The organism is Streptococcus catagoni, from assembly GCF_011421425.1.
In the GTDB taxonomy this organism is placed as follows: Bacteria; Bacillota; Bacilli; order Lactobacillales; family Streptococcaceae; genus Streptococcus; species Streptococcus catagoni.
The window spans coordinates 195,632-217,509 of sequence record NZ_WPCW01000003.1; the positions used below are offsets into that span (position 1 = coordinate 195,632).

25 protein-coding genes, 1 pseudogene and 1 riboswitch are annotated in these 21,878 nt (G+C 37.9%); of the genes and pseudogenes, 5 read left to right on the top strand and 21 right to left on the bottom strand.

The window, feature by feature from the left end; all coding sequences use genetic code 11:
- The first annotated feature begins 26 nt into the window (after nucleotides 1-26).
- The 5 genes from HBN42_RS07070 (at nucleotide 27) to HBN42_RS07090 (ending at nucleotide 5,425) form a co-directional block, all read left to right on the top strand.
- Entirely contained in the window at nucleotides 27-1,481 is a 1,455-nt protein-coding gene (locus HBN42_RS07070) for a UDP-N-acetylmuramoyl-L-alanyl-D-glutamate--L-lysine ligase (protein WP_165994364.1), read from the top strand.
- Between the two features lie 166 nt (nucleotides 1,482-1,647).
- Nucleotides 1,648-2,430: an ABC transporter ATP-binding protein gene (locus HBN42_RS07075; RefSeq protein WP_165994365.1), complete on the top strand. Its 783-nt coding sequence runs from the start codon at nucleotides 1,648-1,650 to the stop codon at nucleotides 2,428-2,430.
- A 24-nt stretch (nucleotides 2,431-2,454) separates the two neighbouring features.
- A complete protein-coding gene (locus HBN42_RS07080; protein ID WP_165994366.1) occupies nucleotides 2,455-3,390 on the top strand; it encodes an iron-hydroxamate ABC transporter substrate-binding protein in 936 nt (311 codons plus the stop codon).
- A 14-nt stretch (nucleotides 3,391-3,404) separates the two neighbouring features.
- A complete protein-coding gene (locus HBN42_RS07085; protein ID WP_165994367.1) occupies nucleotides 3,405-4,430 on the top strand; it encodes a FecCD family ABC transporter permease in 1,026 nt (341 codons plus the stop codon).
- The gene (locus HBN42_RS07090) at nucleotides 4,427-5,425 is read left to right on the top strand and encodes a FecCD family ABC transporter permease (RefSeq protein ID WP_165994368.1); all 999 of its coding nucleotides are present in this window, start codon (nucleotides 4,427-4,429) and stop codon (nucleotides 5,423-5,425) included. Before HBN42_RS07085 ends, HBN42_RS07090 begins: the two co-directional genes overlap by 4 nt.
- A gap of 330 nt (nucleotides 5,426-5,755) precedes the next feature.
- On the opposite strand, the gene HBN42_RS07095 is transcribed toward HBN42_RS07090, so the two are convergent.
- The 21 genes and pseudogenes from HBN42_RS07095 to racE form a co-directional block, all read right to left on the bottom strand.
- Nucleotides 5,756-6,409, bottom strand: coding sequence for a DUF1803 domain-containing protein (locus HBN42_RS07095; RefSeq protein ID WP_165994369.1), 654 nt, complete (start codon nucleotides 6,407-6,409; stop codon nucleotides 5,756-5,758).
- 119 nt (nucleotides 6,410-6,528) lie between these two features.
- Nucleotides 6,529-6,993, bottom strand: a complete 465-nt coding sequence (locus tag HBN42_RS07100) for a phage tail protein (RefSeq protein WP_165994370.1) — start codon at nucleotides 6,991-6,993, stop codon at nucleotides 6,529-6,531.
- Nucleotides 6,993-7,928 (bottom strand): manganese-dependent inorganic pyrophosphatase, encoded by a 936-nt coding sequence (locus tag HBN42_RS07105; RefSeq protein WP_165994371.1) that lies wholly within the window; start codon nucleotides 7,926-7,928, stop codon nucleotides 6,993-6,995. Before HBN42_RS07105 ends, HBN42_RS07100 begins: the two co-directional genes overlap by 1 nt.
- A 118-nt stretch (nucleotides 7,929-8,046) precedes the next feature.
- The gene (gene pflA, locus HBN42_RS07110; protein WP_165994372.1) at nucleotides 8,047-8,838 is read right to left on the bottom strand and encodes a pyruvate formate-lyase-activating protein; all 792 of its coding nucleotides are present in this window, start codon (nucleotides 8,836-8,838) and stop codon (nucleotides 8,047-8,049) included.
- Nucleotides 8,839-8,919: 81 nt separating this feature from the next.
- Nucleotides 8,920-10,254 carry a hemolysin family protein gene (locus HBN42_RS07115; protein ID WP_165994373.1) on the bottom strand — a complete coding sequence of 445 codons (1,335 nt, stop codon included), beginning with the start codon at nucleotides 10,252-10,254 and terminating at the stop codon, nucleotides 8,920-8,922.
- A gap of 341 nt (nucleotides 10,255-10,595) precedes the next feature.
- The gene (gene mnmM, locus HBN42_RS07120; protein ID WP_165994374.1) at nucleotides 10,596-11,138 is read right to left on the bottom strand and encodes a tRNA 5-(aminomethyl)-2-thiouridylate-methyltransferase MnmM; all 543 of its coding nucleotides are present in this window, start codon (nucleotides 11,136-11,138) and stop codon (nucleotides 10,596-10,598) included.
- 12 nt (nucleotides 11,139-11,150) lie between these two features.
- Entirely contained in the window at nucleotides 11,151-11,936 is a 786-nt protein-coding gene (locus tag HBN42_RS07125) for an ABC transporter permease subunit (RefSeq protein ID WP_165994375.1), read from the bottom strand.
- Nucleotides 11,933-12,765 (bottom strand): annotated as a pseudogene (locus HBN42_RS07130) (ABC transporter ATP-binding protein). Before HBN42_RS07130 ends, HBN42_RS07125 begins: the two are co-directional and overlap by 4 nt.
- A gap of 22 nt (nucleotides 12,766-12,787) precedes the next feature.
- Nucleotides 12,788-13,711 (bottom strand): tRNA modification radical SAM protein MnmL/YtqA, encoded by a 924-nt coding sequence (gene mnmL, locus HBN42_RS07135; protein ID WP_165994376.1) that lies wholly within the window; start codon nucleotides 13,709-13,711, stop codon nucleotides 12,788-12,790.
- Nucleotides 13,712-13,785: 74 nt separating this feature from the next.
- Entirely contained in the window at nucleotides 13,786-14,436 is a 651-nt protein-coding gene (locus HBN42_RS07140; RefSeq protein WP_165994377.1) for a phosphatase PAP2 family protein, read from the bottom strand.
- Nucleotides 14,426-15,001, bottom strand: a complete 576-nt coding sequence (locus tag HBN42_RS07145; RefSeq protein ID WP_165994378.1) for an ECF transporter S component — start codon at nucleotides 14,999-15,001, stop codon at nucleotides 14,426-14,428. The genes HBN42_RS07140 and HBN42_RS07145 overlap by 11 nt, the downstream gene beginning before the upstream one ends.
- 75 nt (nucleotides 15,002-15,076) lie before the next feature.
- Nucleotides 15,077-15,201: riboswitch (FMN riboswitch) on the bottom strand.
- A 73-nt stretch (nucleotides 15,202-15,274) separates the two neighbouring features.
- Nucleotides 15,275-15,808: a tRNA (cytidine(34)-2'-O)-methyltransferase gene (locus HBN42_RS07150; RefSeq protein ID WP_165994379.1), complete on the bottom strand. Its 534-nt coding sequence runs from the start codon at nucleotides 15,806-15,808 to the stop codon at nucleotides 15,275-15,277.
- Nucleotides 15,809-16,007: 199 nt separating this feature from the next.
- A complete protein-coding gene (yidD, locus tag HBN42_RS07155) occupies nucleotides 16,008-16,247 on the bottom strand; it encodes a membrane protein insertion efficiency factor YidD (protein WP_328804290.1) in 240 nt (79 codons plus the stop codon).
- Nucleotides 16,247-16,969, bottom strand: coding sequence for a pseudouridine synthase (locus HBN42_RS07160; RefSeq protein WP_165994381.1), 723 nt, complete (start codon nucleotides 16,967-16,969; stop codon nucleotides 16,247-16,249). The genes yidD and HBN42_RS07160 overlap by 1 nt, the downstream gene beginning before the upstream one ends.
- A 34-nt stretch (nucleotides 16,970-17,003) precedes the next feature.
- A complete protein-coding gene (gene scpB, locus HBN42_RS07165; protein ID WP_165994382.1) occupies nucleotides 17,004-17,555 on the bottom strand; it encodes an SMC-Scp complex subunit ScpB in 552 nt (183 codons plus the stop codon).
- A complete protein-coding gene (locus HBN42_RS07170) occupies nucleotides 17,555-18,259 on the bottom strand; it encodes a segregation/condensation protein A (protein ID WP_165994383.1) in 705 nt (234 codons plus the stop codon). Before HBN42_RS07170 ends, scpB begins: the two co-directional genes overlap by 1 nt.
- On the bottom strand, nucleotides 18,259-19,005 hold the full coding sequence (xerD, locus tag HBN42_RS07175; protein ID WP_165994384.1) for a site-specific tyrosine recombinase XerD: 747 nt from the start codon (nucleotides 19,003-19,005) through the stop codon (nucleotides 18,259-18,261). The genes HBN42_RS07170 and xerD overlap by 1 nt, the downstream gene beginning before the upstream one ends.
- Complete coding sequence (cbpB, locus tag HBN42_RS07180) at nucleotides 19,002-19,463, bottom strand: cyclic-di-AMP-binding protein CbpB (RefSeq protein WP_165994385.1); 462 nt, start codon at nucleotides 19,461-19,463, stop codon at nucleotides 19,002-19,004. Before cbpB ends, xerD begins: the two co-directional genes overlap by 4 nt.
- Nucleotides 19,460-19,981 carry a metallophosphoesterase gene (locus HBN42_RS07185; protein ID WP_165994386.1) on the bottom strand — a complete coding sequence of 174 codons (522 nt, stop codon included), beginning with the start codon at nucleotides 19,979-19,981 and terminating at the stop codon, nucleotides 19,460-19,462. The genes cbpB and HBN42_RS07185 overlap by 4 nt, the downstream gene beginning before the upstream one ends.
- Nucleotides 19,963-20,958, bottom strand: a complete 996-nt coding sequence (locus HBN42_RS07190; protein WP_165994387.1) for a nucleoside-triphosphate diphosphatase — start codon at nucleotides 20,956-20,958, stop codon at nucleotides 19,963-19,965. Before HBN42_RS07190 ends, HBN42_RS07185 begins: the two co-directional genes overlap by 19 nt.
- Nucleotides 20,955-21,749, bottom strand: coding sequence for a glutamate racemase (gene racE / locus HBN42_RS07195; RefSeq protein WP_165994388.1), 795 nt, complete (start codon nucleotides 21,747-21,749; stop codon nucleotides 20,955-20,957). The genes HBN42_RS07190 and racE overlap by 4 nt, the downstream gene beginning before the upstream one ends.
- Nucleotides 21,750-21,878: the final 129 nt, after the last annotated feature.

The following is a 21,878-nucleotide window of genomic DNA, read 5'->3' on the forward strand; positions in this document are numbered from 1 at the left end:
AGAATTTTAGAGATAAAATAAGGAGTATGATAACTATTGAAAAAACAATTGAACTGTTAAAAGAAGACCATAACTTTAGAGAAGTGATAGCTGATGGGAACTATCACTACTACTATTCAGGTCTCAGTTTTGAAAAACTAAGTTATGATAGTCGTAAAACCGACTCTCAGACCCTCTTTTTTGCAAAAGGACGAGATTTTAAAGTTGACTATCTCAAAGATGCTGTCACCAATGGTCTCAAGGCTTATATTTCTGAGGTAGACTATGAGATTGGCATACCTGCTATTTTGGTGTCCAATATCAAACATGCTATGAGCCTCATTGCTATGGCCTTTTATAACAATCCTCAAGACAAGTTGAAACTACTTGCCTTTACTGGTACCAAGGGTAAAACAACAGCTGCTTATTTTGCCTACCATATTCTTAAAGAGTCCCATAAGCCAGCTATGTTATCCACCATGAACACCACTCTTGATGGTAAAACTTTCTTTAAATCCCAGCTAACCACCCCAGAAAGCTTAGACTTGTTCAAAATGATGGCTGACTGCGTAGCCAATGGCATGACCCATCTGATTATGGAAGTATCAAGCCAGGCCTATCTAGTTGGACGTGTGTATGGCTTACAATTTGATGTTGGTGTTTTCTTAAATATTAGTCCAGACCACATTGGTCCCATTGAACACCCTTCTTTTGAAGATTACTTCTATCATAAACGCCTTTTAATGCACAATAGCAGAGCTGTTATTGTTAATAGTGGTATGGATCACTTTGACATTCTCTCCCAAGAAGTTGCTGATCAGGATCATGACTTTTATGGTAAGCATTCAGACAATGCTATAACAGACAGTCAAGCCTTCTCCTTCACTGTGAAAGGGAAAATCGCTGCTTCCTATGATATCAACTTAATTGGACGCTTTAACCAAGAAAATGCTATTGCTGCTGGGCTTGCTTGTTTAAGACTAAGTGCAAGTTTAGAAGACATCAAAAAAGGAATTGCCAAAACAAGTGTTCCTGGTCGCATGGAAGTCCTGACACATCCAAGTGGTGCCAAGGTCTTTGTTGACTACGCTCATAATGGTGACAGCCTAGAGAAATTAGTGTCTGTGGTTGAGGAACATCAAAAAGGACAGATCAGTCTCATCATAGGTTCTACTGGTAACAAAGGTGAAAGTAGACGGGCTGATTTTGGTCAGGTTATCAACAAGCACCCTCATTTAAAAGTGATCCTGACCGCCGATGATCCTAATTATGAAAATCCAGAGCTGATTTCACAAGAAATTGCTAGCCATGTTGACCGATCTGTGACCATTATAGTTGACCGTGAAGAGGCCATCAAAGAAGGCTTGAAAAATTGTCAAGCTACTGGGGACGCTCTGATCATTGCTGGAAAAGGTGCCGATGCTTACCAGATTGTCAAAGGTCAAAAAATGGACTATGCAGGTGACAAGGCTATTGCCCAAAAATATGTGAATCAAGCTTAAAATACTGGCTTATTTATAACCATTATTGCTACTCTTTTTAATGATTCTAAATTAGAAAAAAATTTCAAAAAAATAATAATTTCTATCTAAAAAGGCTGTCTCAAGCCTTTTTTCTATGCTATAATGAGAGGGCTTTGACAAAGTAAATTAGGAAAAGGAGGTCATCATGTCAACCATTAGTGCAGATCATATCGGAGTTACTTACGGCAAAGAAAGTATCATTAATGACTTGTCTCTTGAACTTCATCGTCATAAGATAACGACAATCATTGGTGCTAATGGTTGTGGAAAATCAACTTTGCTCAAGGCTCTCACCAGAATTATTCCCATTTCAAAAGGAAGTATTTTAATAGATGGACATGCTATTTCAAGTATGCCAACTAAAGCCATTGCTAAAAAAATGGCACTACTTCCTCAGGTTCAAGAAGTTACAGATGGCATTAGTGTCTACCAATTAGTTTCTTATGGGCGGTATCCTCATCAGCGGCAATTAGGCCGATTAACTGAAAAGGATAAAGAAATCATTGAATGGGCTTTGCAGGTCACACATACTAGCAGCCTTTCAAAGCATGCTGTCGATTCTCTTTCTGGTGGACAACGACAACGTGTTTGGATTGCTATGGCCCTAGCTCAAGACACCGATACCATCTTTCTTGATGAACCTACAACTTATCTTGATATGAATCACCAATTGGAAATTTTGCAATTGCTAAGTGAGCTCAATAAGACTTCTCAAAAAACAATTGTCATGGTGCTTCATGATTTAAACCTCTCTTCTCGTTTTTCAGATCGTCTGATTGCCATGAAAGAGGGGTGCATTACTTATGAAGGATCTGTTAAGGAAGTTATGACAGCTGATATGATTAAGGAAACCTTTAACATTGATGCCCAGTTGATTGAAGATCCTATCCATAAGTGCCCTATTATTTTAAGCTACCAACTCATATAAATTTATTCTAGGAGAATAGAATTCATGAAAAAGTTATTTTTACTCTTGACCTTGTTGGTCACTGGTTTTTCATTAGTAGCCTGCACAGGTTCTCAGTCAAATCAGACTGAAAAGCAGGGCGCTATTTCTAAAATGCCAAAAATCAGTGGCTTCACTTATAAAGGCAAGATCCCTGAAAAGCCAAAACGCATTGTTTCACTAGCTTCTACCTACACAGGCTATTTGGCAAAGCTTGATTTGCCTATCGTTGGAATGACCACCTATGACCAGAAAAATCCTATTTTGAAAGATTATGTTAAAGGTGCCAAGGTTGTTGCAGCAACTGATTTAGAAGCTATCACAGCTCTTAAGCCAGACCTTATTGTTGTTGGCTCAAACGAAGAAAATATTAAACAACTAGCTGAAATTGCTCCCTTAATTTCTGTTGAATATCGTAAACATGACTACCTGCAAGTCTTTTCTGACTTTGGAAAGGTCTTTAATCAGACTAAGAAAACAGACCAATGGTTAGATAAATGGGACAAAGATACAAAGGCCTTTGCAAAAGAAGTCAAAGCCGTAACTGGTGATAAGGCTACTTTCACTATTGTCGGACTTTATGAAAAGGAAATTTACCTCTTTGGTAAAGACTGGGGACGTGGAGGCGAGATTATTCACCAAGCCTTCAACTATGACGCACCTGAAAAGGTCAAAAAGGAAGTATTTCCTAAGGGTTACCTATCTATCTCACAAGAAGTCTTACCAGACTATTTAGGAGACTATGTGGTCATTGCTGCAGAAGACAATAAAACCGGCTCTGCCTTATATGAAAGTGCTCTATGGAAAAACATAGAAGCTGTTAAAAAGAACCATATCATCAAGGTCAATGCCAACACCTTCTACTTTACTGATCCTATCTCACTTGAGTATGAGCTAAAGACTCTGAGAAAAGAAATTTTAGCAAGTGCTAAAGTATCCTAAGAGGTTACTTTTATATGAAAAATAGAGATTTTTCTCTAAGACATAGCAATAAGCCAAATAATCTTTGGCTTCTTTTTTTAATCATAGCTATCTTGTTTGTCATTGGCCTTTATCTGAGCTTACGTTTTGGAGCTTGGCATTTTTCAAAAGAGGCTCTTTATCAGATTTTGATTGAAAAAACAGGGACTCCCCGTCAGGAATCCATTTTACTTTCCATTCGTCTGCCACGTATCATAGCCACCATCTTAGTGGGGGCTGCTTTGGCTGTTTCAGGGATGCTCATGCAAGCCATTACACGTAACCCCATTGCTGATCCAGGTCTACTAGGGATCAACACGGGAGCTGCCTTGGCTTTGGCGGTGTCTTATACCTTCTTAAAACACCTTCATTACAGTCAGATTATTCTAGTCTGTCTACTTGGTTCAGCATTAGCCTCTTTGATTGTCTTTTCCCTTTCCTATCAACCCGGAAAAGGTTACCAGCAACTAAGGCTGGTTTTAGCCGGAGCTGTGGTCTCTACTTTTTTATCAGCTATAGGCCAGGCTATCATTAACTATTTCCATTTAGCCAACTCCATTATAGGCTGGCAGGCCGGAGGTTTTATTGGTGTCAACTGGAAGATGCTATCCATTATTGCACCTATCATTCTTTTAGGTCTTGTGCTGACACAGTTCTTAAGCTATCAATTGACCATCTTAAGCTTAGATGAAACAAGGGCACAATCCCTGGGGCAAAACACTAGGTTAATGAACTTTATCTTTTTAGCTATTGTTTTACTGCTTTCATCAGCTTCTGTGGCCATAGCTGGTAATATTGCCTTTGTCGGTTTAATCATTCCCCATCTTATCAAAAGCTTTGCTGCTGGTAATTACAAGCTCAACACCCCTATGACAGCACTTGCTGGGGCTACGTTTATGATGTGGGTTGACTTACTTTGTCGGACACTTAACCCACCCTATGAAACACCAATCACAGCAGTGATTAGTTTTCTTGGTCTTCCAGTATTTCTCTGGTTGGCCAAAAAAGGAGGCCAGCTATGACATTAAAAAGGAGAGTCTTTTTATTACCCATCCTTTTGCTCATAGTAGTCTGTGCTTTTATTATTTCTTTGTCCATTGGGGACTCTAGCTTTTCCATCCAGCAGATCTTTAACTTATTACTTGGAAAAACCTCTCCTGATATGATACTCATTATTACCAAAATTCGTCTGCCAAGAATTTTGGCGTCCCTATTTGGCGGAGCCTCTCTTGCTCTTGCAGGTAGATTACTACAAACTCTAACCAAAAATCCTTTGGCAGATTCTGGGATTTTGGGAATTAATGCTGGCGCTGGTCTAGTCATTGCTATCATGGTATCATTTGCTAATCTGGAAAATCCTGATACTATTCATTACTTGCCTTTTTTAGCTATGTTAGGGTCTTTTACCAGTACTTTTCTGGTTTATCACTTGTCCCTGGGTAGAAATAGACAAATCAACCCCTTTACTCTGATTATTATTGGTGTTGGTTTTTCTACCATGCTATCTAGTTTCATGATTGCCCTAGTGGGAAATATCAATCGCTACAAGGTTGATTACATTGTTAATTGGCTTAGTGGACGGATCAGTGGGGATGACTGGACCAGCCTTGAGATTCTGACGCCTCTGATGCTTATCTTATGGGTCATTGTTTTTTCCAAGGCTTATCAGCTAAATATCCTCTCTCTTTCTGAAGAAAGTGCGATCAGTCTAGGCTTGAATGTGAAGAGAGAACGGCTGCTTTGTTTGGTTCTTGCCACCTCTCTAGCTGCACTCAGTGTTAGTTTGGTAGGCAATATCACTTTTATTGGCTTGATTTCTGGTCACTTGGGGCAAAGACTACTTGGTGATGATCATCGCTTGAATCTACCAGCCAGTCTTCTCATCGGAATGATTCTCTTATTAGTCTCTGATACTATATGCCGAGTCTTTCTTGTGGGAGCCAATATCTCTACTGGCATCATTATTTCATTGATTGGAGCACCTTATTTCTTATATTTAATGTTTCGATCCCATTAAAAAAAGTTAGAAGAAAAAGTCATTTTTTGATATCTTCCTTAGGTGCTGTCGGACAGGTTAAACAGTCAGGGGAATGACTGTTTAAGAAAACCAAAGAATTCCATACCTAACTTTCGAGCCTAAGGTCTGGCAAGTTCCCAGTGTCTAAAATATTGATATTAAGGGTATTTTAGATACTTTCACCACGGCGGATATATCTTTAATAAGCTCGCTTGCGCTCTCAGAAATAAGAAATTTATTGATACTCTGCAGAGCTTCCTAGCCTATTTGTCTAAGTAAATAGGGTTTGTCTACAGTCTGAAGTTAGAAGAACAGGATCTTCTAACTTTTTTAGTAGCTTCTTAAAATTAGAGCTTCTTTATCCAAGGAACAGGTCAGTTGGTATTTGTTTTCGTCTACTTCTTTGATATAGCCTAAGATTTCAAGGGCCCGACAAAAGATGTCTGGTCTTTTTTGCATGACAAGGTCTTTTCGGCAGAATTTAATTAAAAAGTTGCTCAGATATTTTAGAGCATAGTCTGGGTTAACATCTCCCAATATCTGAAAAAGGGGAAGTTGTTCAGAAGATACTTGCTCTCCTTTTTGCAGTTTATAGAAATAATTAGAGAGGGTCAGACGGTTCCTGGCAAAATCAGTTTCTTCTAAAATAAGAAGATCATTGGTATTGTTGGTTAATCTGCTTTCAAATCTTTTATTTAAAAATGTCTGATAGAGATCTGAATCTATGTCTATAAAAACCATTTGGTCAAATACCAATTGAGACATATCTGTCAGTAGTGGAATATTCAATTGATAGCGTTTATCTTTTCTCAGAATATAGCCTGCTTGAATATAATCTTCTAAGCACCGATCCAAGTTTTTTTCCTGAGGGAAAGCCTTTTTAATTTGTCTCAAAATAGGGCGGTCATTTTGATCAAGGTAGTTAATGAGTTCTTGAAAAAACCTTTGTTTAGTAAGCTTGTTAGGATTATATATTTTTATCATAGCCCTATTATAACAAAAAGAAGAGCCTAATGCTCTTCACATAATGTAGACAAAGGACTTCTTTTCTTTTAAATGAAAGACCATATCAGATTAAAAAAACTGGAAAAAAGCTTCCAGTTTTACAGATATTCTTTTTTAATGACAAAGAAGCTGCCCCGTATTTCTCCAGCAAGTTTGGAACGTTGACGTGCAAATTTGAATTTCCCTTCAAATTCCTTTGGAATTTCAATCCCATTTGACAATTTAAAGCCTAGGGCACGTTTGCCACCTTCAGCTAAAGTATAGAGAACATTGACTGCTAAGCCATTGTCATAATAAATATGTGACCACAAAATGCCATCAACTTCAAATTGAGAGACACAAAGTGCTTTATAGGGAAAGACCATATCACGTTCTTCAAGTACCTTTTCAATAAAGGGTGGGATTTCTGGCTTCTCCTCTGGAGTAAAGACCTCATATCTGATTTTATACTTATTCCAGAAGTAGCGAGCTTCATTTGCTCTTAAACCAGCTAGAACGTCCTTAACTGGACTTTCTTCTAATAAAGTGCTTTCAACTTCTTTAAAATTAACAACATAGGACATTAGGCACCAAAACTCTCTGTTAATTGAGGAACCACTTGTTTTTTACGAGAAACTGCCCCTGCTAAGAAAGCATGATTGTTTTCAAGGGTAAATTTAAAGGCTGCTTCAACCTTATCCATGTTTGCTCCAATAGCTAGGATTTCAGAGTTGGAATTAACAATATCAGTAATCATTAAAACAAAATCAGAATAGCCTTCTTTAGCAATAGCGCTTTTAATAGCTGCTTCAATAGCGTCTTGACGTTCTAACACTTCTGCTATATCCACTGTGTTAACTTGTGCAACACGGACAGCATTACCATTTAATTCAAAGGTTTTAGCATCGATGTCAATGAGATCTTCTTCTGTTTTACTAGCAAGGTTGGTACCTGCTTTAAGAAGAGCCATTCCATATTCTTCCAAGTTAACATCTGCAAGCTCAGCCAATTCTTTTGCAACTTGGTGGTCAGTGACATGTGTTGTTGGGGATTTTAATAAGAGGGTATCTGAGATGAGACCAGACAATAACATTCCTGCAATGTCCTTAGGAACTTGGAGGTTATTTTCTTTGAACATCCGATAAACAATTGATGAAGCTGATCCCACTGGCTCAACACGCATAAATAATGGGTTGGCAGTTTCAAAATTAGCCACACGGTGATGGTCCACAACTCCATAGATGGTCACTTCACTAATATCAGAAATTGATTGTTGAAATTCGTTATGGTCTGTCAAAATAACTGTATCAGCTCCTTGAGACTTAGCCGATTCAACAAAAGGCGGAGCTTTAACAGCAAAATAATCCAAGGCAAAACGTGTTTCTTCATTAGGCTCACCAAGAGCTACAGCTTTCGCTTCTAAGCCGTAGGCATGATTTGCCAAGTAGGCAAATGCATATGATGATGCAATGGCATCAGTGTCAGGATTTTGATGACCAAAAACTAAAATATTAGACATTACTATACCTCATTCTCTTTATAGTTTCTATTTTAGCAGAAAAAGACCTTAAAATCAAAGCTTCTTGACTACTTTTAGGCAGAGTAAAAGGATTAGAATGTTCTTCTAGCCCTCTTGATTATGATTGGTGAATACGGTTCATATAGTCTGTATATGTCTCTGTTTTCATGATATTCTTTGCATTTTGAACCCGTTCTTTTGTGGGCGGTTTAACCCCTTCTAGTTGATAAGGAATACCCAGCTCACGCCATTTGAACTCACCCATGGTATGGTAGGGCAGGATTTCAAACTTATCCACATTTTTTAGCTTGGCTACAAATTCTCCCAGTCTTTCCAAATGTTCGTCAATATCTGTCAGTCCAGGAACCAAAACATGTCTAATCCATACTGGAATTCCCTTGTCAGATAAGTACTGGGCAAAAAGTAAAATATTTTTATTGGATTGCTTGGTAACGATCTTATGTTGCTCTGCATCAATTTCTTTCAAGTCTAAGAGGATCAAGTCAGTGACCGCTAAAAGCTTGTCCAGCTTTTTGTGATAGTCTTCAGTAGGTCTATAGGTGAAGCCACAAGTATCAAGTGTTGTATGAATCCTCAATTTTTTGGCCTCAATAAAGAGGGCTGTGATAAAGTCAATTTGGAGCATGGCTTCGCCACCAGAGACTGTTATTCCTCCTTTTTTCCCCCAAAAGTGTTTATACTGAAGAGCTTCTTTCAAGACGTCATTGACTGTTCGCACTTTGGAATTGTTGGTTTCCATTTCCCAAGTATCTGGGTTATGACAGTACTGGCATCTCATTTTACAGCCTTGCATAAATATAATAAACCGGATCCCAGGACCATCAACAGAACCAAAGCTTTCTGTAGAGTGAATCATGCCTGTAACTTGTCCATAATCTATCTCTGCCATGTAGTCTCCTTTACCCCATACTTTGCAAACGTTTTTCTATTAACATTATAACATTTTTCACAAAAAAGACTAGGATCGGACCTAGTCTTCGTTAATTATCTGTTCTATATTAGTAATGATTAACTTGAGTTTTGTGATCCGTCCATCTTTTACCTTATCATTAACAAGGACTAAGTGTTTATTCTGACTATCACAGGCAAAGCTTTCTTTTTCTTCTTGATTAGGGATAGAACCAATACCCGTTATATAAAAACCAGCTATTGTATCTACGTCGTCACTGCTTAGCTCGGTATCAAAATACTCATTAAAATCATTTAATGTCATGGTTCCAGCTACAATATAGGTATTTTCACCAATCTCATGAACAAACTGCTCAGCCTTATCTGATTCATCATCAATCTCACCGACAATTTCTTCAAGTAGATCTTCTAAGGTTACCAAACCTGCTACTCCACCATACTCATCCAAGAGGATGGCCATTTGGTTTTGAGTAATACGTAATTGCCTTAAGAGATCATCAACATAGATGGTCTCAGGTACAAATAGGGGCTCTTGTAAAATGTGTCTCATGTTAACATGGTCAAAGCCATTTTTAAAGCCTGCTTCTAAAAGCCGCTTGGTATGAACCAGTCCTATGACCTTATCTTTGTCATCATCATAAACTGGAATACGAGAGAAACTATGACTGAGAATGTCTTTAATATTCTCAGTGGTATCATCATTAATATCAATCATGAAGGCGTCGGTTCTAGGAACCATAACCTCACGCGCCATCAATTCATCCAGTGAAAAGATACCTTGCAGCATCTCGATTTCTTCTGCTGCTAAAGTCGCCTCACTATTGGTTAGCATGTATTCAATCTCATCACGGGTCATTTGTTCATCAGCATCATCAAAGGTCATCGGTGTGATACGACTTAAAAGGTTTGTAGAAGCTGAAAGCAACCATACAAAGGGACTAACTAGCTTTCCTAGGGCCATGATGATGGGAGCCGATATAGTAGCCAAACGATCTTTTAAATTCATGGCAATGCGTTTAGGATACAATTCCCCTAAAACGATAGAGACATAGGTTAAAAAAATCAAGGATATAATGCTACCAGCTGTCTGAGCAGTTGCTGAGCCTCCCATCCAACCTGAGATGACTTTTCCTAAGGAAGCAGATAAACTAGCCCCAGATAAAAGGCTAATAAAGGTTATACCAACTTGAATTGTTGACAGAAAATGATTTGGTTGTTGCAAGACGGTTAGCAGTCGCAGGTACTTTTTATCACCTTCTGCAGCCTTTTGCTCCACACGGGAACGATTCAAGGACACCAAGGCCATCTCGCTGGCAGAAAAAAATGCATTGAGCATTGTTAAAATAATCAGCAATAAAAATTGAGATAATAAGGGCTGACTCACGGGGTCTTCCATTAATTTGTTACTCCTAAAATTATATAGTAGCCTAATTATAACATATTTCAATAAAGTTTCTATTAAATTTACTTTAAAGTCTATTTTTTAGACTCTGAATTCATTTGAAAAAGAAGAGGCTATGACCGACCATTTCTCTAAGTGGATGATCTAGGTCACAAAGCTGATCAACAAGCTCCCTTTGATGAGAAATAAACATCCCCCTATATCTTATTTGATGGGTGCAATGCCTAAATAAGCAGCTTGCAGAAGCTAGACAATTTAAGGAAGTCTCTTCATCACTTTTTAGCTCTCAAAACTTAGATCTGGCATTCTTAAAACATCAAGCTTATAGGCTGTCTCTAAGAATGCTTTTCAATCATGATAAGAAAAGGCGGTGTATTGACTTGATTGATAGCCTTGTAGGTCATTACAGTTACTTCTTTTTGGTCTAGTTGGCTAAGATAGTCCATCAAGGCATCTTTTTCTTTTTGACCACCTTGGTGCCCATAGTAAACCATAATGGCAATGCGGCCACCCTTGCTCAGTCTGGCAAGGACCTTTTCTAAGGCTTCTATGGTGGTATGAGGTTTGGTAATAATACTTTTATCAGCAGAGGGAAGATAGCCCAGATTGAAGATGGCAGCATCAACCTTATCCACATAGTGGTCAAGGTTCTCATGTCCATCTAAAATCAGTTGTACATTTTTATAGGCCTTGTCTTCAATTTTCTTCCTAGTAATTTCTAAGGCCTCTTTTTGAATATCAAAGGCAAAGAGCTGCTTAACAAGGGGAGCAAAGTAGAGTGTGTCATTTCCTTTTCCCATTGTTCCATCAACTAGTATGCTATCCTTTGTCACTATCTCCGACAGGAAATCATGGGATAGGTCAATTGGTCTTTTCATTTTTTCTCCTTTTTAAGTGGCTAGATCACGTCTTCGATATACTAAAGAAGCTAATAGATAAGAAAGAAGACTGACTAGACAAGCTATTAGTAAAAGTAGCCAATCTAAATCTTCTCCAGCAAAGCGATCAGTGGCATTAGCATAGTAAAAGGGTGTCAAGTATTTTAAAAAGCTAACATCTTCTATTAAGCGACAGATAATATCCATAAAATAGGCCAGAAGAACCATTCCCACCCCCAGACCAACCTGTTTTTTCCTGCTAAAAGAGGAAATTAAGAAAGCCAGACTAGCTATTTCTACCTGCATTAGAAAAACCAAGGCATGGTATTGATAAAATGCCTCGTAATCAAAATTCATAGAAACTTTTATAAGTCCCACATACTCTATACCTATGGCAATAAGATTGAAGACAAATAGGCTTAAGAGCAGGCTTAAAAATTTATGTCTTAATACCTTTTGCCGACTATAGGGTAAGGTAAAGAGAAATTCTGCGGTGTGACCTTCTTCTTCCTTTGAAATTATAGTGACACCCAATAAGGCTGCAAAAATCGCCGCTCCCAGAGAATAGATCAGGGCTATCTCAGCAGAGTAATAGCCACTTAAACTGGCTATAGAGACTTTGTCCATGCCCAAAGCCTTAGAAATGCCACCCATATCCTGATATAAGTGTGCTATTTCTTTAATGCTATCTGCCAGATTCTGATAAAGTAAGATACATAAGGCACTACTTAGGCCTACAGCAATAGCCCAAATAAGGAGACTTTTCCTAGCTTCTTGATATTCATGTCTAATGATCATTTTTTATCCTCCTCATAGTAGTGCATAAAGAGGTCCTCTAAGCTTGGTTCCTCAATCAGGAGATCATCAGGTTGCAAGGCTGTCAGATCTTCTAATAATTGACTGATCCGTCCTTCAAAGGAAAAGCTTGTAGTCTGACCATTCTTCCAAGTGCTTACCATTTTCTTCTGACTGTGCATGAAATTTTCGACGCTATCAACAGCCAATAATTTCCCCTTTTTTAGAATACCCACACGGTCACAGTAGGCCTTAACCTCTGACAAAACATGGGAGGATAAGAAGATAGTTTTCCCCTTTGCCTTGGCTTCAAGTAATAGTTTAAAAAAACGTTCCTGCATGAGAGGATCTAAGCCAGAAGTTGGCTCATCCAATATTAATAAGTCAGGCTGATGCTGCAAGGCACAAACAATGCTAACTTTTTTGCGGTTCCCTAAGGACAGGTCTTGGATCTTTTTTGAAGGGGAAGCTCTAGGAGTTGGCAGAGCCGCTCTGCTTCTTGCTGACAATCTATTTGGTGAGATTTGGTCGCAAAACGGATGACTTCTTTGACTGTCATCCTTGGATAAAACATAGCCTCAGAAGGCATATAACCAATATGTTCCAAGGCGTCTACTAACTTATCATATTGACCATTAAAGAGACTGATTTTCCCCTTTTTAAAAGTGATCAGGCCTAAAAGACAGCGAATGGTTGTTGACTTACCTGCTCCATTTAAGCCTAGAAAACCAAATATTTCTCCTTTTTTGACAGTTAGGCTTAGATTATCCAAGGCGACTTGCTTGCCATAAATCTTAGTCAGACTATCAATAGTGATAATTGATGCAGTCATTTTTCTCTCCTAATTTGTCTGCCTATTCCACTAAACGACAGCCCTGAAAGCTTTGCCGTCTTTCCATTTCTTTATCAATGGCATTGAGCACTTCCCACTTATTTAAACTCCACATGGGACCAATCAGCATTTCTCTGGGAGCATCTCCAGTAATGCGGTGAATGATAATACGTTTGGGAATGATTTCTAATTGATCACAGATAATGGAAACATATTCTTCTTGGCTTAAGAGCTGTAGTCGCCCTTCATGGTAATCTCTTTGCATCCTTGTCTTGGTCATTAAGTGTAATAAATGCAATTTAATGCCTTGGATATCATTATCCGTGACACAGCGACGCACATTTTCAAGCATCATAGCATGAGTTTCACCTGGAAGTCCATTGATAAGGTGAGCAACAATTTCTATTTTGGGATACTGGCGCAAACGTTTAACGGTTTCTTTGTATAAATCATAGGAATGAGCCCGATTGATCAATTGTGATGTTTTTTCATAGGTTGTTTGCAAGCCTAATTCAACTGTGACATGCATTCTCTCAGACAGTTCTGCAAGATATTCTATGACATCATCAGGCAGGCAATCAGGCCTTGTTCCGATATTAATGCCGACAACACCTGGTTCATTGATAGCTTGTTCATAACGTTCTTTAATCACTTGCAGACTGGCATGAGTATTGGTGAAATTTTGGAAATAGACCAAGTATTTTTTAACCTCTGGCCATTTTCGGTGCATAAAGTCAATTTCTTTGTAGAACTGCTCCTTGATCGGAGCATCTGGGGCAACAATGGCATCACCAGATCCGGAAACTGTACAAAAGGTACAGCCACCATGGGCAACTGTTCCATCACGATTTGGACAGTCAAAGCCAGCATCAATAGGAATCTTAAAAATCTTTTGACCAAATAAATGACGATAATAATCATTTAGGGTTTGATAACGTTTTTTCATATTCTTATTTTAGCACAAATTAAAAACAAAAAGACAACTCTTTCGAGTTGTACAGATGATGAATATTAGTAAAGCTACTTTTGTTTGGACTGAAAACGCCATTCAAATCGTTTATTGTAATAATAAGGATAGAAAAAGTTTAAAATCCCAAATCCTAAAATGAAGCCAGCTAAGACATCACTTGGGAAATGCACGCCTAGATAAATACGTGACAAACCTATTAAAAAGATAAGGACAACAATGCCTATCTGACAAAGAATCTTCCAAAACTTATTTTTAATGCGGTCACGCAGGACAATCAGAAGCGTTCCGTAGATAATCATCGATCCCATGGCATGCCCACTAGGAAAAGAATAGCCCATAGCATAAACAATATGTTCCAAGCTCGGTCTAGTCCGTTGGTATATAAACTTAAAGACCATGACTAAAATTCCAGCAAGAGAACCATTGATAAGGATTAAGAAGGACTCAGCTTTCCATTTCAAACTATAAAAAAGCAGGGCTGAGCAGATAACAACAATTACTTGAGTTAATACATTTCCAAAAACTGTTATGAATTTAAAGAAGGCCGTGACATTAGCTGGCAAAGACCCTCTAACAAAGGTTTGAATACCATTATCAAATTCACGTAATGATTCTGGGTAAAACTGTACCGTATATCCAATCATCACAAAAAATAATAAGGCAAAAGATGATCTAAGCAAGTAACTCTGTTTATCTTTCATACTGATTCCTGTACCTTTCTAAGAGTGGTTGACAAGCAATATACAAAAAATAGAAAGAAATAGCAAATATTATTCCCTCTATAAGATTGAAGGGTAAAATCATAGACACTAAGTATTTTGAAATACCAATATAAGCTTTAATATCAAAATTTGCAAATTTCCCATACAAAGGGATGGCATAGCAATAATTCAAGAAAAGCATGCTTGCTGTTAAGACAATACTAGCAATGATTGAAGCACCAATATACTGCTTTCCTGTCCTTTTTTGGTTCCAAATGAAGGCAAAGACCGTGACAAATAGTCCCAAAGCTATGACATTCATGGGTAAGCCAACAAAATCGTTGACCCCACTATTGTTTAGGATCAATTTTAGCAGTGTTCGTACCATTAAAATAAGGTAGGCACTCTTTAAATCCAACAAAACCAAACCCAATAAAACAGGGATAATTGAAAACTCAATCTTTAGGAAATTAGCTCCTGGAATGATTGAAAAACTAAAAAACATCAATAAAAATGATATTGCAGAAAGTACTGCAACCATAACTAAGCGATGTGTTTTTGACATAAAAAATTCCTCCAATTTTTTTCAAATTGAAAGAAGTGCCGTTGCATTTGAGTATCAAAAAGGTACTCAAAAAAACCCGGTCTTCTCCCATCCAGACTTTACTGTCGGTTGTGGATTCACACCACATCAGCTTGCGCTCGCGGACTTCTGATAACTCAGTCACCGCCGGTCGGGAATTACACCCTGCCCTGAAGACACCTATAGGATAGCAAATTTACTCCTACATATCAAGTTCTTTGATTAAATAAAAAAAGCAAAGATAGAAATCTTGCTTCACTTTAATTTATCATGTTCATAGGTGTGGCTTAGTTCCAAGCCCTGAAAGGACTGCTGCTTCAAGGCTTCATAAACAATCATACAAACCGTGTTAGACAGGTTTAAACTACGGACATGTTGATCATTCATAGGTATCCTAAGAGCCTTATCAGCTTCTTGTCTCATAAATATTTCAGGTAGGCCCTTATCTTCTCTTCCAAAAAGGAAATAATGTTCTAAGCCATCATTATAATTCTCCTCAGAATAGACTTTTTCAGCAAATTTACTAATCACATGGAGTTTTCCTGAACAACTTTCAAGGAAATCCTCTAAGCTATCATAGAAATAAAGTTCCAGTTTATCCCAGTAGTCCAAGCCAGCTCGCTTCATCTTCCGATCATCAATAGGAAAGCCCATAGGCCTAATAATATGTAAGGGAGCATTGGTTGCAGCACAGGTTCTTGCTATGTTGCCAGTATTTTGTGGGATCTGTGGCTGAAAGAGAACCACGTGGTTTCTTCCATTGGCTGGGCTCAAGTTTGTTTCTACCATATCACTTATCACTTTTTACTTTCTTTATCAGGTCATCAAAAAACCACACTGCCCGGAGTCAAGCTCAGCAAACAATGTGGTTGGCGGTGATTCGCTAACTTAAATCATAACAGGTTTGATTTAAACCAACGAATTCTTATTTGCTATTATAGCACTTTGTGCCTCTTTGTCAATGATTTTAAGGAAAAAAACTGATAAACTAACTATTTTTTTGACGTTTTAGGGTAAATTTGTCAGGAACTGGATCATCTCCCCCCTCTACAAAGGGATGACACCTTAAAATCCGGGCAATTCCCATCAGGACACCTTTGGCACCATGTTTTTCAATGGCAGTAATCATATAAGCCGAACAAGTGGGCCGATAGCGGCAAGTGGGCGGAAAAAGAGGGGAAATAAACTTTTGATACCACAAGACGGGGGCAATTAATATCTTTTTAATCATTTATTTGTGTTTGCTGCATTATGCAACTGACTAACTTCTTTCTTTGATAATCGGCGGGCTTCTCCAGGTCTTAGGCCTGTCAAATCAAGAGTTCCAAACTGTGTTCTGGATAATTTATCCACCAGCAAGCCAACTGCTTCAAACATCTTCTTAACCTGGTGATTACGTCCTTCATGGATTGTTAACTCAACAATGGATCTGTTTTTATCAGCTTCAACACGGATAATGTTATAACGGGCTGGTTTGGTCTTTTTACCATCAATCAGGATCCCTCTGGTTAAGGGGCGCAGATTTTCCTTGGTAGCAATCCCTTTGACACGCGCCAGGTAAACCTTATCAATTTCATTTCGAGGGTGAATCATTTTATCTGTGAAATCACCATCATTGGTTAGGATCAATAATCCCGATGTATCCCAGTCTAAACGTCCCACAGGATAAATACGTTCTTTTACTTGTGGTAAACAGTCTATGACTGTCTTTCTTCCCTTGTCATCTGAAACACTAGAAATAACGCCTCTTGGTTTATTAAGCAGGTAGTAGACCTTCTCTTCGTTGTAGATGGGACTCCCTTCAACTTCTACACGGTCTCCTGATTTAACTGTTGTGGCTAAGTCAGAAATCACCTGTCCATTCAAGGTTACAAGTCCTGCTCTAATCAATTCTTCCGCCTTACGTCTACTGGCAACACCTGCATGGGCAATGTATTTATTAATTCTCATATTTTCTCTTTTCTTTTTTTAAGGTCTTAGAAGACTAATCATTATTCTGGAATAATTCTGATTCTTCATTATCTATTTCCACTTCAGAGACATCTATTAAATCGTCTAAATGATTGATCCCCATAAAATCCAGAAAATAATCACTTGTCACATAGAGATTTGGTCGTCCAATCACTTCTTTTTTACCAGCTTCCTTGATCAACTCAAAAGCAAGCAGTTTACTGAGGGCTCCACTGGAATTAACTCCTCTGATGTCATCAATTTCCACCCTAGTTATGGGCTGTTTATAGGCCACTATAGACAATACCTCAAGGCTAGCGCGTGATAAACTCTGATTGATGGGAGTCTTGGCAAAGCTCCTTAGAAGTTCTGCATGGGAATCTTTTGTCACTAATTTATAGGTCTGAGACGACTCTAATAAAAAGAGGGCCGAGTCCGGATCATTCTTGTATTTTTCTGCTAATTTTTCAAGCTGTTGTTGCAAGGCTGTTGGGCTTAAACTGATTAAAGTAGCCAACTGTCTTAAACTTAGACCCTCTTCGCCTGCTACAAAAAGCAAAGCTTCAACTTTAGATAAATAAGACATTAAGCTCCCTTTCTTAGAATAATATCACCAAAATTAGTTTCTTGTTCAACAATAATTTCTTGGATCTTAATCAATTCTAGACTTGCTAAAAATAGGGTAATGACCTCATTAATACTGGTACAATCTTTAAAGACTGTTTTTAACCTAATATAGCTAGCAACTTGTAGTTTTTCTTCTAGAAATTGCATCATATCCTCGATCCTAAAGTCTTCTCTTTCAATAACAGTATGGCTGTTTTTAAATTCTTCTTGTTTAAGAGTAATTATCTTTGAAAAAGCCAGAAAGAGATCTGTAACGGTCTTATCCTCAGCCAAAACAGAATCTTCATAGACTAATTCTAGCTTAGGTTTTGAAAAGTACTGTGCACGTTTGTCATGTTGTTTGGCCAATTCTTGACTCAAGGCTTTAAATTGACTATATTCTTCAATTTTACTAAGTAAATCCTGTTCAGGATCAATGTCATCATCCTGGGCTTCAACCATTTTAGGCAGTAGTCTTCTACTCTTAATTAACATCAATTGGCTAGCCATGAGCATGTATTCACCAGCCACTTCCAACTTCATGCTATGCAAGGTTTCTATGTAGGACAAATATTGTTCAATAACTTCTACAATAGGAACCTCGTAAATATCCACTTGGTATTTAGAGACCAGATGCAAAAGTAAATCTAGCGGGCCCTCAAAATCTTTTAATTTTATATCCATTAGGTTCTATAATACTTCTCTAGTGTAATAGGGCTTTTTAAGCCTAATTCTTGACTTAACTGAATCATCGTTTTTCCAGCATTAACTTCTTTTAAAATAAATTGTTCACGCAGCTTTTGTGCTGAATAGTCGGCAAGCCCAATTTCAGTAAAATAAGCTTTCAAGTGATTAAAAAACCATTGTCTGGAATAGGGGTGACCTTCTTTGTCAAAAAGGTAAAGCTGCTTTTCATTAACAGTCTTATCTAAAAATGATACCAAAACTTTGGACAGGCGTAAGATGCGAACTGTCTGCTGAGATTCTACCTTTAAAATATGAAAAGTAGGATCATAATCACTGGTTTTTAATCTGGCAATTTCATTAGGTAATAGACCTAACTCACTTATCAATAAGGCTATGAGCTGTCCCACTTGATTTTGACTACCCGTATGAAAAATTGAAGGATCTAAAGGTTCACTTTTTCTTTTTTTAGCATGGCCAAGCCTAATTTTTTCATCCAATTGATAATAATCCTGACAATAGCGCCTCTGATATAAAAATAAGAGAAACTGATTAACAGTAGAATACTTTCGCTTCCTTGCTGAAGGGCTTAGGGAAGCCAGACTTTTTTTATATAAAGTAAGCTTTTCCTGACTCAAACTATTTTCAATCACATGAAGAAACTGCCGCAAATCATAAGTATATGATTTTTTTGTACTCTCTGATACACTTTTTTCTTCTAAAAATAAGGCTATGTACTCAATCATCTTTTTATTATTGTATAATCATCTGTAAAGTCGTGCAATAAACTATTGACGGCCTTTAAAATTGACTTTCTAGTAATAATGCCCATAAATTGTTGCTGGTCATCTACAACAGGTAAAAAGGGAAATTCCACAAGTTTATGCATGATCACTGTCAGGCTAGCTGTCTGCAACAAGGACTCGATTTTCGTATTGACAATTTCACCAATGTCGGTCTGCGTCATCTCCCAATCCGTTAATTGGTGTTTTCCTTGATAATTCAAAATATCAGAAATACTAATGGTTCCCTTATAGATCTTATCTTTTGTAATAACAGGAACCCTAGAATAACCGTTGTTAACAAGAAGCAACATGACGTGGTCAGCCTTATGTGTATCTATAAAAATAGCTAAATTATCAGCCGGTATAAGGTAGCTATCCAAATGTTGTAGTATAAATGTTTCGAATTCTTTTGCAATCATCGCTTAAATTCCTCAGAGAGTTCTGAATAAATCTGATGCTGACGGTCAAAGTAATCCAATTTAACAGTCTGATCAGAAAGTAATAGTCGAGCATACAATTTTTCATTGATCTCTCCTCTAGGTTGTGAAACACTTCCTGGACTCATAAAAATTGTTTTTCCAGCTTTCCATGCTGCTGGACGGTGCAAATGACCATATAGACAAATATCTGCATTAGTTTCCTGGGCAAAGTAATCCAATTTATCCCAAGTGAAATTAATATGTTGTAAATGTCCATGGGTTTGGGCAATCATAAAATCACCTACTTTTGTAAGGAGCTTATCAGGATAACCATTATCATAGTCGCAATTCCCAGAAACAACTCTAATACCTTCCCAAATAGGATCTGAACTTTTCAATTCAGAATCACCATTGTGAAAAATAGCATCAACCTTTCCAAGATAGCGATCCTTGATGGCTTGAACGATTTCTCGATCGCCATGTGAGTCACTCATGACAATTATTGTTTTGCTAACCATGACGGAAGCACCTCCACTAATTTTTTAACAGCCTGTCCTCTGTGTGAAAGCTTATTTTTTTCTTCAGCTGATAACTCAGCCGCATGACGTCCTGTTTCTCCAACTATAAATAAAGGATCATAGCCAAAGCCATTTTGTCCTTTGGCTTGCGTCGCTATATAACCAGCCCATTCTGCTTCAACCACTAAACTTTCTCTCTTTGGAGCAGCTAAGACTAAGGTTGTATGAAACTGCGCTGAACGGTCCTTTTGTTCAAAGACCATGGCCAATTCATGCAGCAGCTTGGCATTGTTTTTAGCATCCGTGGCTTCTGGAGCTGAAAAACGTGCTGACCAAACTCCAGGTAAGCCACCCAGAGCATCCACCTTTAGGCCGGAATCATCTGCTAAGACCATCTTACCTGTCAGTTGGCAGATGGTTTCTGCTTTCAATCGAGCATTTTCTTCAAAAGTCATGCCGGTTTCTTCTACCTCAGGTAATTCAGGATGGGCATTTAAGTCTTCTACCTTATATCCTAAGGCACCAAAAATATGAGTAAATTCTTTGGTTTTACCCTTATTATGGGTTGCAATTAAAATGGTCTCTTGTGTTTGGACTTTTTGCCCTGCCATAAAATCATCCAAGGCAATCCCTTTTTCAGGAATAATAACTAATAGTAAAGTCTCATTTTCAACTATTAAGACGGCCTTTTCATGTCTGATGGCTTTGAGTTTTCTGCCTGTCTCTTGATTAATCATATCCAAAACAAAACTTATCAAGAGGTAGTCAGATTTTCTATTGATAACCGTTACAGCATAACCCAAACTCTCCCAATCACATTTTTCGATGTCATTGCAATTAAGAGATGACAATTGTTGGTTGAGGCAGCTTAGGCTCTCATCAATGAGACCACCAAGTGTTTCAAGGCTGTTATAGCCGTTCCACCTGCCAATAAACCAGTTGTCTTCATCTTTATATTCGTAAATTTTTTCACTCATAAATCTACATGCTCCACATTTATTTTTTTGTCTAACCAATTATTGGCTATAATCTGAAAACTTTCACTTGCTGCTGTTGTGTAAAAACTGTGGTTAGCAATAGCATCATGCCTACTTGAATTGATTTGAAAATAATTCAGTAAGACTGACACATCCCGAATGCACTCAGCTCCGCTATCAATTAAGGTCACAGACGATCCCATAACATTCTGAATAATGGGACGTAAAAGAGGATAGTGGGTACAGCCTAAAACTAAGGTGTCCACCTTACCAACTAAGGGAGATAGGGTCTGGTAGACAATTTTTTTGGCCACACTTGATTGTATTTCATTGGATTCCACTATGGGAACAAATTTAGGACAAGCTAAGCTAATCACATCCACTTGAGGTGCTAGTAGTTGGATCTTTTGTCGGTAAATGTCCGAGGACACTGTCATCGGTGTTCCAATAACTCCCACCTTACCATTTTGAGTTATTTTGATCGCTGCGCTAGCACCAGGTAAGATAACTCCTAAAACTGGGATGGATAAAGCCTCTTTCACTTCTTCCCAGACAACAGCTGTTGCAGTATTACAAGCAAAAACAATCATTTTTACATCTTTTGTTAGTAGAAAATTGACGAGTTGCCAAGTGTATTCTCTAATTTGTTGGGCAGGTCTTGGTCCATAAGGAGCACGGGCAGAATCTCCTATGTATACTATATTTTCATAAGGTAGTTGGCGCATCAGTTCTCTTACAACTGTTAAACCACCTACTCCGGAATCCAAAAAACCTATTGGCCTATTATCCATAGCGTTTTTCCTCATTAACGTATATAAAAACCCAGTTGGTAAGAGCCAACTGAGTTTTTCTTTGAACTCTGAACAGTTGACAAATCTAATCGAAAATATAAAAGTTACCCACTTTTAATCTCAATGACT